Source organism: Spirochaetota bacterium, from assembly GCA_034190085.1.
Classification (GTDB): domain Bacteria; phylum Spirochaetota; class UBA4802; order UBA4802; family JAFGDQ01; genus JAXHTS01.
Genome location: JAXHTS010000052.1, coordinates 25,060 through 38,314 on the forward strand (window position 1 = coordinate 25,060; position 13,255 = coordinate 38,314).

General features: G+C 28.3%; 11 protein-coding genes. 6 read left to right on the top strand and 5 right to left on the bottom strand.

All coding sequences use genetic code 11. The features are described 5' to 3' along the window. The first annotated feature begins 79 nt into the window (after positions 1–79). From SVZ03_09925 to SVZ03_09940, 4 genes are all read left to right on the top strand, one after another. Positions 80–1,177 carry a glycosyltransferase gene (locus SVZ03_09925; GenBank protein MDY6934523.1) on the top strand — a complete coding sequence of 366 codons (1,098 nt, stop codon included), beginning with the start codon at positions 80–82 and terminating at the stop codon, positions 1,175–1,177. A 42-nt stretch (positions 1,178–1,219) separates the two neighbouring features. Then, positions 1,220–1,927 (top strand): class I SAM-dependent methyltransferase, encoded by a 708-nt coding sequence (locus SVZ03_09930; protein ID MDY6934524.1) that lies wholly within the window; start codon positions 1,220–1,222, stop codon positions 1,925–1,927. A gap of 171 nt (positions 1,928–2,098) precedes the next feature. Continuing rightward, positions 2,099–2,968 (top strand): glycosyltransferase family 2 protein, encoded by an 870-nt coding sequence (locus SVZ03_09935; GenBank protein MDY6934525.1) that lies wholly within the window; start codon positions 2,099–2,101, stop codon positions 2,966–2,968. A gap of 31 nt (positions 2,969–2,999) precedes the next feature. Then, positions 3,000–3,983, top strand: a complete 984-nt coding sequence (locus SVZ03_09940) for a lysylphosphatidylglycerol synthase transmembrane domain-containing protein (GenBank protein ID MDY6934526.1) — start codon at positions 3,000–3,002, stop codon at positions 3,981–3,983. 31 nt (positions 3,984–4,014) lie between these two features. Here the strand turns inward: SVZ03_09940 and SVZ03_09945 are convergent, their stop codons facing one another. The 5 genes from SVZ03_09945 to SVZ03_09965 all read right to left on the bottom strand — a co-directional run bounded on the left by SVZ03_09945 (position 4,015) and on the right by SVZ03_09965 (position 10,921). Next, on the bottom strand, positions 4,015–5,430 hold the full coding sequence (locus SVZ03_09945) for a radical SAM protein (protein MDY6934527.1): 1,416 nt from the start codon (positions 5,428–5,430) through the stop codon (positions 4,015–4,017). A 7-nt stretch (positions 5,431–5,437) separates the two neighbouring features. After that, positions 5,438–7,462 carry a hypothetical protein gene (locus SVZ03_09950; protein ID MDY6934528.1) on the bottom strand — a complete coding sequence of 675 codons (2,025 nt, stop codon included), beginning with the start codon at positions 7,460–7,462 and terminating at the stop codon, positions 5,438–5,440. Beyond that, complete coding sequence (locus SVZ03_09955) at positions 7,463–7,993, bottom strand: methyltransferase domain-containing protein (GenBank protein ID MDY6934529.1); 531 nt, start codon at positions 7,991–7,993, stop codon at positions 7,463–7,465. It abuts the gene before it with no gap. A 1,650-nt stretch (positions 7,994–9,643) separates the two neighbouring features. Next, positions 9,644–10,222 carry a hypothetical protein gene (locus SVZ03_09960; GenBank protein MDY6934530.1) on the bottom strand — a complete coding sequence of 193 codons (579 nt, stop codon included), beginning with the start codon at positions 10,220–10,222 and terminating at the stop codon, positions 9,644–9,646. An 81-nt stretch (positions 10,223–10,303) separates the two neighbouring features. Beyond that, positions 10,304–10,921 carry a hypothetical protein gene (locus SVZ03_09965; GenBank protein MDY6934531.1) on the bottom strand — a complete coding sequence of 206 codons (618 nt, stop codon included), beginning with the start codon at positions 10,919–10,921 and terminating at the stop codon, positions 10,304–10,306. 378 nt (positions 10,922–11,299) lie between these two features. Here SVZ03_09965 and SVZ03_09970 point away from each other — a divergent pair, with 378 nt between their 5' ends. Together SVZ03_09970 and gmd are read left to right on the top strand one after the other, a co-directional pair. After that, positions 11,300–12,070 carry a glycosyltransferase family 2 protein gene (locus SVZ03_09970; GenBank protein ID MDY6934532.1) on the top strand — a complete coding sequence of 257 codons (771 nt, stop codon included), beginning with the start codon at positions 11,300–11,302 and terminating at the stop codon, positions 12,068–12,070. Beyond that, entirely contained in the window at positions 12,070–13,233 is a 1,164-nt protein-coding gene (gene gmd / locus SVZ03_09975; GenBank protein MDY6934533.1) for a GDP-mannose 4,6-dehydratase, read from the top strand. The genes SVZ03_09970 and gmd overlap by 1 nt, the downstream gene beginning before the upstream one ends. Positions 13,234–13,255: the final 22 nt, after the last annotated feature.

The window sequence follows — 13,255 nt, forward strand, 5'->3', positions numbered from 1 at the left end:
AATAATCCAACTAATTTTGACATTAAAAGTTCTACAAATAATTAATGCTTTTTATCCCTGCAGTTCATATGGTGGGCCAGTGCCAGTTGCTTATAATATTTCTAAACAGTTGGTTGATCATGGGCATGAGGTCACAATCTATACTTCAAATCTTTTCGATGAAAAAAATGTAATTCGTGAAAAAGAGTCTGTTATAGATGGAATAAAAGTAAATTATTTCAATAATATTTCAAATAAACTTGCTTGGCGTAAACATTTATATATTTCAATTAAAGGTTGGTTATGGTTAATAAAAAATATAAATAAATTCGACATTCTACATCTTCATGAATATAGAACATTGAATAATGTTATAGTACTGATTCTAACTCGAATATTTAAAAAACCTTACATCATCACAACTCATGGTTTCATTGTAATTGCAATGAAAAGTTTTAAAAAAAAGAAGATATATGACCTCCTTTTTGGAAATATATTGAAAAAATCAAATTTTGTACATGTTCTTACTGATGAAGAATATAAGGATGCTCTGGATTTTGGTATAAACAAAACAAAAATAGTAAAAATTCCAAATGGTGTAACAATTCATAAAGATATTCAAAGAGTAAATTTTAAAGATAAATTTAATATAAAAAATGATTATATCTTCTTTTTAGGGCGAATAAATAGAGTAAAAGGAATAGATCTCTTAATCCAAGGTTTTGCAAAGTCAGAAATAGGTAATACAGATTTAGTAATTGCTGGACCAGATGAAAATTATTTACATGAATTAAAAACTATTGTTAAAAGACAAAGAATTGAGCATAAAGTTCATTTTATAGGTTCTATCTATGGTGATGAAAAAATCGCAGCTTTCAATGAATGCAAAATCCTTGCATTAACATCTAGATTTGAAGGAATGCCAATTGTTGTATTAGAAGCATGCTCCTTTAAAAAGCCTGTAGTAATAACTGATAAATGTAATATAAATGATATTGAAAGGTATAACTGTGGTATTATTATTCAATTTGACGAAAAAGAATTAATTGAAGCATTAAACAAACTAATAAATGACACAAATGATTATCTAATAAAGAGTGAAAATGCTTATAAATTAGTTAAAGAAAAATATACATGGGATTCAATTGTGCAACAAGTTGAAAAATTATACAAAAAATCATTAGGTAAAAAAGTTTAATAAGTCAATTTATAATCTTCAATATCAATAAAAGTAATAAAAATGATAAATGAAAAAGAACTATATGAAATTCAGGAAGCAAAACTTAAGAATTATATATCATTCCCTATATTAAGAAAATTATTTAAGAAATATGATCTTCACCGTGAAGATTTAGCATTGAACCTTCTAGAAAAAGGTGAAAATTTTCTTGATATTGGTTGTGGTACTGGATCGTTATTATTCAAAGCAAAATCAAAATATAATCATATTTATGGAATCGATATTGTAGACTCAAAAATAAATAAAGCAAAAAAAGAGGCAGAAGCTAGGAAAATAAATAACTCATATTTTTTTGTTTCAAACATTAATGAAAAAATTGATTTTCAAGATAATATGTTTGATGCAGTAACTTGTATTGCAGTAATTGAGCATATTTTTGATCCTTACTCAATAGTTAATGAAATTTACAGAATAATAAAAAACGGTGGAATTTTTATTGCTGATGTGCCAAATATCGCATATATAAAACAAAGGTTTTGTCTACTTTTAGGGAGATTACCTGTTACTGGATCTCCATACAATTGGAAAGAAACAGGATGGGACAGTGGTCATCTGCATTACTTTACAGAAAAGACATTTTGTAATTTGCTCGAAGATTGTGGATTTAAAATATTAGAGGTTACAGGCTGTGGATTATTTGGAAAAATAAGGGGATTGTATCCTTCGCTTCTTACTGGAGATATTTGTGTTAAAGCAATGAAAAAATAACTTCAATCGAAAAATTTCATTTTATAAAATTTTCTAGTATAACATTTATTAAAATTAATGTGTTATTAAGTATTCAATTATTTATATTGTGTATTTTAATATTATTATTTCAATTTATGATAAAAACAAATAGGGAAGTCAGCAAGATATGTGACAATTGAGGAAATTATTATGAAGTATTCACTCATTATACCAGCGTACAATGAAGAAAAGACATTACCTGAAATTATCAATAATTTTATAAAAGATTCTGACTTTAATAGTTTTGAATTAATTTTTATTAATGATGGCTCAACTGATAAAACCAGAGAGATATTGGAAGACTTTCAAAAAGAAAAAAATAATCTAAAAGTCAAGATTATTAATCATCCTTATAATAAGGGTTATGGAGCTGCAATAAAAACAGGTGTACGCTCAGCAAACACTGATATAATAGTATTGATGGATGCAGATGGACAGCATTCTGTTGATGATGTACTTACTATTGTTGAAAGAATGAATGAATTTGATATGGTTATTGGAGATCGAGGAGGTAAAGCAAGTCCCAAAAGACGAAATCTGGGCAAATGGGTTCTACAAAGGACAGCAGAATTTTTAGTCGAAAAAAAAATACCAGATTTGAATTCAGGATTTCGTGCATTTCGAAAGAGCAAATTTCTTGAATTTCTACACCTTTATCCAAACACTTTTTCAATTACATCCACAATGACTTTAGCATTCATAAAAGCTGCATATAACATAGATTTTATACCAATTGATATAAAAAAAAGATCAGAAGGAGAAAGTCAAGTTAAAATCAGGGATGGTGCTAAGACAATGCTATTGCTTCTTAGAATTATTATGATGTTCAATCCTCTGAAAGTATTTGCTCCAGTTGGATTAGCATTATTATTGCTGGGCTTAATTTATTCAATTGTTGGGATTGCTCTTTATATGTCATTTCCGAAAGCAGGTATATTTGTTTCCCTTTCTGGCTTAAACATTTTCTTTTTTGGTTTAATTGCAGATCAGCTTTCTCAAATAAGAAAACTATCCGATTAGTATTATTAATACTCTTTCAAATACTTATAAAGTGAAAAACAATACTTTTCCCCACTCAAAAAGAAGATATCACAAAAGCACATGGTTTCACCTAGTAGGAATAGTAATATTCATATTTATAGTTAATCAGATCGATTTTTCCAAATCAATAAATATTTTACAAAAAATATCATTTAACTATCTTATTTTAGCAATTTTATTAAACATTCCAATGATACTAATTAAAGCTTATCGTTGGAAGATGATGCTTTCAAATCAAAATATATATTACTCTTCTTTTAGTTCAATTATCGTGTACGCGAGTAGTATTTTCATTGGTATTGTTACTCCTGGAAGAATTGGCGAATTTGTGAAAGCTTATTTTTTAAAAAATGATCTGAATATTTCAATCAGTAAAGGGATGTCAAGCGTCATTGGCGATAGATTGTTTGATCTATATTTTCTTTTAATAATAGGTAATTTTGGATTTTGGTACTTTAAACTATTAGGAAAAGTTTCATACATTTTTTTTATTTTAGATTGTACAATTATTGCATTACCCATTCTAATTTATAACAAACGATTCATGAAAAAAATTGTTAATTTTTTATACAGATCAATTTCAAATAAAGCTTATAAAGAGAAAATTGAAACCAGTTTTAATGAATTTTATCAAGGTGTAGATCAACTTATTGCACCTAACATAGTATTTCAACTGATCTTAACAGTTTTTGCATATTTATTCTTTTTTCTCCAATGTTATTTCTTAGTTATAAGCTTGCAACTAAATATCGATTTTTTAACAATAACTCTTTTTATGAGTATTTCTAATCTTATTAGCTTAATACCTATTTCTATTGGTGGGATTGGTACACGTGATGCTGTATTGATCTATCTATTCTCAATGTTAAGCATTAACTCAGAATATGCTGTCTCTTATTCCTTATTAATCCTTTTTACTTTTTTAATTGGAAATGGTTTTTTCGGAGGAATTGCTTGGTGGATAAAGTCTGTACAAATGACTGTTGAAAAATAGTAATAAATTGTTATTAAGATTGTTAAAATATTTAGATTTTGAAAATATTTAATCCCATACTAGCTTTATTTACTAGCTCTTTAAATGATGATACCTCTTTCAAACGTTTGATTATATAAGTTGGTCGCAAATAAAATGACTGGTATGCTTTTTTTAGTAGTCCAATCAATTCTTCTCTACTTAAAATTTCATCCCAAATCTTTGGATTAAAATTTTTATTTGGATTTCTCGCAAAATCTCTCCAATAATCATTTGCATAAATTCCATTTTCTAATCCAAGTTCATATAGAGCTGTACCTGGATATGGAGTAGTTATAGAAAAATGAGCATAATCTGGATTTAATTTTCTTGCTAATTTAATAGTAATTAATATATCTTTTTTAGTTTCTGTAGGAGAACCAATCATAAAATATCCTAAAGTTTGAATGCCATGCTTCCTTGTTAACCTAAATGCTTCGTTTGCCATTTCTACTGTAATACCCTTACGAAGAATATTTATAATATGTTGCGTTCCTGCCTCAACTCCATAATGAATTCTTTTACAGCCAGCATTTTTTAAATTCTTTAATATCTCAGCATCGACTGTGTTTACTCTCGTTCTAATATCCCATGAGATAAATAATTTTCTCTTTATTATTTCAGAACAGATATCCAAAACACGCTGACGATCCACACCAAAAGTGTCATCATAAATAAATATCTCCTGAATGCCCATATTTTGGCACTCTTCCATTTCATCTACTACATTTTGAGCTGAGCGAGGTCTGAAATATTTTCCCATGTGAGGACGATCACAAAACAGACATTTGTATGGACATCCACGACTTGTGAACATAGTTGTAACAGGAAATTTTTTTGCCATGCTTGATTTATACTGTTTGTATGGTGTCAAATGACGAGCTGGCATTGGAAGAGCATCAAGATTAACATTTAATTCTCTGTAACCTGTATTTATAACATTATTGTTGGTATCTTTAAAAACAATTCCTTTAATTTGAGACATTTTTTCTGAACTAGCAATATTATCTAATAATTCTCTCAATATTTCTTCACCCTCTCCTAAAACTAAATAATCAACACCCTTAAGATTGATAGTCTCCTCAGGATAAAGATGTACGTGTGGTCCGCCTAAAATGACTTTAATATTTTCATCAATTGATTTTACTTGATGCACTACATCAAGCACATCAAGCAAAGTAAATGTCATTGTTGTAATGCCAACTGCATCAGGCTGTTCATGAATAAGTCTATCGCGAAGATCAGTAAAATCTAATTTTTCAATTTGGCAATCTATGATTTTAACTTCATGCTCAGAGTTATTTTGCAAATATGCTGCAAGATACATAAGACCTAAAGGAGGCATTGGATCTTCTTCTTTTAATAGAATTTCAGGCAAGCTTGGGTCAATAACATTTGATATAGGTGGATTGATTAGTATAATTTTCATTTTATATTCAGTAGATAGATGGTATCGAATTTATTATTTTTATTGTTTCATCAAAATCAATGCCAATTGTATCACAATACCATTGAATTGAATCAAATCTAGGTCTATTATCTAATCGAGTAAGGCTTAATGCTTCTTCTCTTGAAATAAGGTTTTCTCTTATTTGATTACTGCGAAAGGTGTCATTTTCAGAAAAACCTGCAATTGTATAATATATATAATTGTAAAATGATGCTGTTCCATCTCCTATTCTCCAAGTACTTTTTGTGTCAGTTGCAATCTCCCAATCAAATTCACTGATCAATTTTGTATTTATTTCAGTCTCATCCCATTTAACATATTGAAATAAATATAGATAATTATGAGGTATTACATAGTATGAAAAATAACCAGAGATAGTATCAAGAATTGAACTATTTATGTATGATTTATTTTTTAAGAATTGTTTTCCATAATAGGTGGCTAACTTAAACTTATCCCCTACTCCTAAAAAATATGGAGGTTTATCAGAACGATTGTGTTTAACATTACAAAAACCATGTTTAAAATGGGTTCTTTCCAAGATATTTTCACACATTAATATCAGATTAACATCTATTTTTTTCATTAACTGATTGGCATAATAAAAGTACTGCTTATCACCTGCCATAAACAATGGAACAGTACCTAAATCTGGCTTTTGTAACCATGCTAAAACATTTTTTCTAATATTTTCTCTTTTTTTCTTTATATCTGCTGAAATTATTATATGTTCAACACCTAAATTTCCACACATTCTTGCCTGGTTTCTTCGTCCTAGATCAGTGATCATACCCCAATCATAGGAATAAGCAACTGGATTCATTCCTAGAATTTCTTTTATGTAATATAATCCATAACTGGAATCTCTCCCACCGCTTAGTGCAACTAGACAATCAGGTTTCTCATTATTTTTTTTGTATTTTGAAACAAGTTCTTTCAGAGCATTCTCACCCTTAAGTTCAATCCTATTATAACTTGTGCAATAATTACAAATGCCTTGGTCATTAAACTTTATCAATGGCATTGATTCAGGTAAAATGCATCTTGAGCAACGTTTTAATGAATCAATAACGGATTCTTTTTGATGGAATTGGTCCAGATATGATGATATGAAGTTATTCCGTTTCGTTGTTTTCTTTTTTGTCTGCAAAGATTTAGTGTTATTAAAATGCGAAAGGTCAACAATTTTAGAAGTAGATTTATTAGAATAATTTCTATCTACAAGACATTTATTCTCATTAAATGAGAATGTATTAGTTACCAAACTGCTAATATTAATTATACATCCATGATTCGGTTTAATTTGTGATATTTCATTAAAATGGAATATATTCTTTAAAAATTTTTTTATTATATTTTTTATTATAAATATTTCAGAAGCAAAAACACAAATACTTTTATTTTTACTAAAAGATATATATAAAGAACCAGTATTTGTAGCAAGTAACAAATTATTGGAATTGTTAAATAGAATAGAAATTGATGCTGAACCATTAATTAAACTGAATGTTTTCTTTATTGATTCTTCTAATGATTTTGTTTCTTTTAAAAATTTACTTATTAAACTCACAATAACTTCTGTATCTATATCGTAATGCTTTTCTATATTCGAATTATTTTCCCAGAGTTCATCATCGTTAACAATAATTCCATTATGTACACCTACCATTCCATCTTTAATAATTGGTTGATTATTAATATTTAACTCCATAGAGCCATTAGTTACTAATCGAGTATGTCCAATTATTGCTATTGGATGGACATTATTCAATGACTCATTTTCTTTATTAATATTATAAAATAACTCTTGATATTCCTTTTTTTTTATTAACTGTGAAGCAGGAATAGGTTGTTTAAAAACTTGTATCGAGTTATTAGAGGATATAGCAATACCTGCTGCTTCTTTTCCACGTGATTCAGATAATCTAAATAAATTATTAACTATAGGTTGAATTTTCGATTGAGGAAATTCTGATTTTCCAGTTCTTATTAATCCAAATATCCCACACATTTATATCTTTCCTGCTAATGTTAATCGATTGATAAAAAGCATAAATCTTAATTCTTTTTTAATTATAAATCCGCACTGTTCAATTAAATTAATAATATTTTTTTTAGTCATCCCATATACTTCACCTTCATTCATACCCCTTTCTTTTTGGTCTTTGTCCCAGGGTGAACGGATTAAATGCCAAAATTTTGAAATTCGAGGTGAAATCATAGTTATAATCAATCTTCCATCTCTTTTTAGAATGCGATGGATCTCTTTTAATACTTCTTCTCGATTGGGTATGTGATTTAATGAAGCTATAATGGTAATTGTGTCAAAGGATTCATTATCATATGGAATTTTACTTGTATCTTTTAATATTAGATCTGCACCTCCAAATTGATAGACATCAACACCTATACCATTACCATATTGTTTGACAAGTTTGTTTGTTCCACAACCAATATCCATTAAGCGTCCGTGAATATATGGTAAAACAACTTTAATTCTCCAATTTAATAAAAATTCACCTAATAAATCTAATTTCCCCATAATGATTGATTTTTATATACAATAAATGTTACAATGTCAAGAATTATTATTTCAAATTTGTTAAATAAGTCAATCCTCTACAATAGCATGTAACTATAAATTTTTTATTCAATTTATAACATTGAGTGGGACATTCTCCTCAATAAATCAAATATTTATTTTTATAAAACTCTATGATCCTAGATAAAATGACAATAAAAAAGAATACTGAAACAGGAAAAATATGCAATAACATTCTATTGCCACTACCCCAACAGTTATCATCAGCTATGGAAGGCGCGATTGTATATAATATTAGACGGAACCAAAAGAATATTAAAATACTATACAATAGAAATCTTACACTTTTATCGTTAAAAATGAAAATTAAGCTAATGGGAATTGCAATTAATATTAAATACCAGTGTATACCCCATCCACCGAAATCATTATAAAACATTAGTTTCAATAAATTTTTAAGTGATTCTGTGAATTCCTTTGAAAAAAAGATTACTAATATTATAGAAACAATAATTACCAATGAAAAAAAAATTGAATTTTGATATTTTTTAATTATATTTTGCGTTATTTTCAAATTTATTAAGATATAACACAATATAGATAATACCAAACATTGAGTATACAGATAATAATTTCCTGCACTATTTAGTGAATTATTATAATTAAATAAATAACTTAATTTATATTCATTGAATAAAAACATAAATGTATACCATTGATAACCAATGATTAAAAACAAAATGAATAATATCCATTTTCGCTCAATTGGTTCTTCAAAGAGAATTACAAATAAAAATATTGGAATTATACTAAAAAAAGCCATTTCGATTCTTAATAGAAACAATTGTGATGAAAAAATGAAACCTAATAATATAAAAATTTGGTTTTTATTTATAATTGCCAAATAAAACATGAAGGTTGATAATGAAAAAAATATACCTGTCAACAAATTGCCATTTAAATAAAATGAATGAATAACGTACATCCATGGTAAACATAAAAGTAATAATAAAAATGTATTAAAAAAAATTTTGGAGTAAGTATTTCTTGAAATAAAGTTAACTTCTTTGTTAATCAGAAAATAAAAAAGTAGAGTAAACATTATTGATGTTGTTGGAAAGATTGAATATAACATTTTAACATTAAATAGATGACCAATTGCTAAAAGAGAGGATAAAAAAATAGAATAATATTGTGACAACCAGATTTCGAAACAAGTTCCCTTTTCAATAAATAGTCCTTCATGGAAAAGCAAACGTCCCAATCCATCATAATCTTGTGAATCAGGAGTAAAATATAAGTACTTTGATACATATGATGTAAAAATGAAGATCAAGAGTGCAAGACACAACAGAGGAAACAGCTTTCTAATATCCTTTACGTCAAATTTCTTCAGGTTCTTAAATTGTGTTATGTATAAAGGAATTGATAATAATATGATAAAAATAGCTATTGTTGAAAGCTTTACAGAATTAAAACAATAAAGGCTGAGCAGTAAACCCTGTACCCAAATAACTAGACCAATAAAAAAACTTAAAAAACCTGATAATGTGATTCCAATTCGATGAAAGAAGGGAATTAAAATAAATAAGCCAGTAAACCAAATTGTTGATAATAAGACTATCTGATTAAATTCATTCAATGTAAATCTCAATTAGTTAATTTTTTAAAAGGCATTATAAAAACATGATTCCATTTTGTCACATTATCGTAATAAGCAAATAAATAATAATCAATCGGTCGAATGTTATTTTTCTTATGAAGAAAATATAGAATAATCCTTCTGTTACTAAATTTTTTTTTTCTTAATCTTCTTTTCAAGAGTCTGTTAAATTCAGTGTATGTTAAATTATATTTATATGAATCTTCAGTAAGATGCTTACCTGGGTAAATGTATAGATCAAGAAGACAAGTCTTAAAATGTCTAAAAAAATATGAATCAGATTTCCTTCTTTGATTGTCTGATGGTATTATTAAAGTAACACTAGACATCTTTTGGTCTAAATATTTTCTAAACTCTATGCCTAAAAAACCAATATGTCCGTTACCACTTGTTGAAAAAGGTGAGTAATAATTATTAATTCGTAATCCAAACATTGAGGTTGTATATCTTTTACTTGGGAAGTTTAAAAAAATTGAAGAAAGATTCAATGAAATTGAAAGAATTGTTAATAATATCATTATTCTAATGACAGTATTTGTTATTTTTTTTTTCATCGGTTCTTTCATAATTTTAACATGCTATCTTATTTTACTGTCATACATAGTTTTAGCATAAAAGATATAAATTAGTTTATAAATTATCTAATATTAATGTAATGATGTATCTCGTTTTTTTATGTGTAAATCTATTACTAATTTCCCAAAATAGAAACCACTCAAGAGCCAGAATAACAATAAAATCGATGTTTGTATGAATAAGGCAATTGGCATATTGATAGTATGTTCTTTATCGATTTTCGATAAACCCTTTATAAAATATTTTTCAGTGTTTGTATGGACAACAATTTTTCTTATCATAAATCCTAAATACCTTTGAATAAGGATATATTTCCATGCATTTGGATTGATCACTTCACCAGGTAGGTCTAACATATATCCATTGCCACTGGAATTTTCCAACTTACCAAACACATTGATCTGTGTCTTTGCACATAACTTTTCAGAACATAATGGAGCAGCCAATATTCCACTACCAATAGAACCTATGGCAATATTTTTGTTTCCAATCAATTTCTGCGCTATCTCATTAGAATAATTCATGTCAAAGTCTAAACCGATTGTAAAAGCGTGAGATATATATGAGGCATCATCACCACTAAGTATCTTACGAGTCAACCAATGTGGGTGAAACATTAGTGCAAAAAATATTGCAAATAAAAGCGAATAAAGAGCTGGGATTTTAGTTTTTGATATTAATGAAAACATTGTTATTGCTTTTGGAATTGTTTTTCTAAAAGAGAATTAGAGAAATAGAAATTTAAAAAATAATCCTGAAAAAAATAGTTCAAAACATCATTAAAAATAGTGTCGAATTATTCTTTGTTAGTTTCTAAAACACTAGTGGAAAAAAGCAATTAAAATATATATGAGCTTTTCAATATCTCCAAATAGCTAAATAATACAAAATAGCATTCCGGTATTAGATATATACTGATATTTATCATTAATCTGTGTTTATTACCACTTGCTATTAGAATTTAATTGAAAATAGATATGAAACAATTTTCATACCTGTAATTAGATTGACAATATAGATTATCTATGGCAATTATTATTTTATATTAAATTCAAGTTAATCTACCCATGAAAGTTACAATAATCACAGTAGTATATAATGGTCAGGATACAATTCAAGATACTATAGAATCTGTTCTGACCCAAACTTATGAAAATATTGAATATATAATCATTGACGGCAATTCTAATGATGGAACGGTTGAAATTATAAAATCATATGGCAAAAAGATTTCAAAGTTTATCAGCGAACCTGATAATGGAATTTATGATGCGATGAATAAGGGAATTGGGTTTGCTACGGGAGACTTGATTGGATTTCTAAATTCAGATGATTTATACTTAGATGCTTCTGTTATTGAAAAAGTTGTCAATACAATTGAATCCAATAAATCAAATAGCTGTTATGGTGATCTAATATATTTTGATAAAAATGATAATGACAAAATTATCAGAAACTGGCATTCTGACAATTATTACAATGGTATTTTTAAGAGAGGGTGGCATCCTCCTCATCCTACATTTTTTGTAAGAAAAAATATATATGAAAAATTTGGTAATTTCAATCTTGAATTTAAGATTGCTGCAGATTATGAATTAATGCTCAGGTTTTTAGAAAAATGTAACGTATCAACCTGTTATATACCAGAGACTCTTGTAAAGATGCGAATTGGTGGAACAAGCAATAGAAATATTAAGAATATTATTATTGCTAATATAGAATGTTATAAAGCTTGGAAAGTTAACAATTTACAATATAATCCGTTAATGTTTATTAGTAAACCATTATCAAAAATTCAACAATTTAATTATAAAAAGAAATCGATTTGGAGCGCTTGATGGATAAAAAAGCACTGATTACTGGTGTCACAGGACAGGATGGAGCTTATCTTTTAGAACTATTATTATCCAAGGGCTATGAGGTTCATGGTATAAAGAGAAGGAGTTCGCTTTTTAATACACATAGAATCGATCATATGTACAAAGATCCACATGAAGAGGATGTAAAATTTTTCCTGCATTATGGCGATATGACAGATTCAACAAATCTGATAAGAATCATTCAGGAGGTTCAGCCTGATGAGATTTACAATCTTGCAGCTCAGTCTCATGTGCAGGTATCCTTTGAAACCCCAGAATATACAGCAAATGCTGATGGCATAGGAACTCTCCGCTTATTGGAGGCAATACGCCTATTAGAACTTCAGGACAAAACAAGATTCTATCAGGCTTCAACCTCTGAGCTTTATGGCAAGGTTCAGGAGACACCCCAGAAGGAGACAACACCATTCTATCCGCGCAGCCCATATGCGGCAGCTAAGCTTTATGCCTATTGGATCACAGTCAATTATCGTGAGGCATACAACATTTTTGCATGCAATGGAATACTTTTTAATCATGAAAGTCCTATCCGCGGGGAAACATTTGTTACCAGAAAGATCACAAGAGCAGTTGCAAGGATTATTCTAGGCTTGCAAAAAAAATTATATTTAGGGAATCTAAATACTAAAAGGGATTGGGGACATGCAAGAGATTATGTTGAAGGAATGTGGCTGATTTTGCAGCAGGATAAACCTGATGATTATGTATTAGCATCAGGGGAAACACATTCGGTTCGCGAATTCGTTACAAAAACGTTTAATGAAGTAGGCATAGCAATAGAATGGCAGGGAAATGAAGAAGATGAAAAAGGGATTATATCTAACATTGATTCGGATGTTCTAAAAAATTCTTTGAATAATTCGGATGATAATACTGAAATATTTACTTCTTATATTAAATCTGGGGACACAGTTGTTGAAGTAGATAAACGATATTTTCGTCCCACAGAAGTTGACCTGCTTCATGGAGATGCAACAAAGGCCAGAAAGGAGCTTGGTTGGATACCCAAAACTTCGTTTGATGAATTGATACAGGATATGATCAATGCAGATATTAAAGAGGCCAAAAAGGACATTCACCTTCTAAATGGTGGCTTCAGTGTTTTACAGAAAAAGGAATAGAACAATTCTCGATTCTTATTAA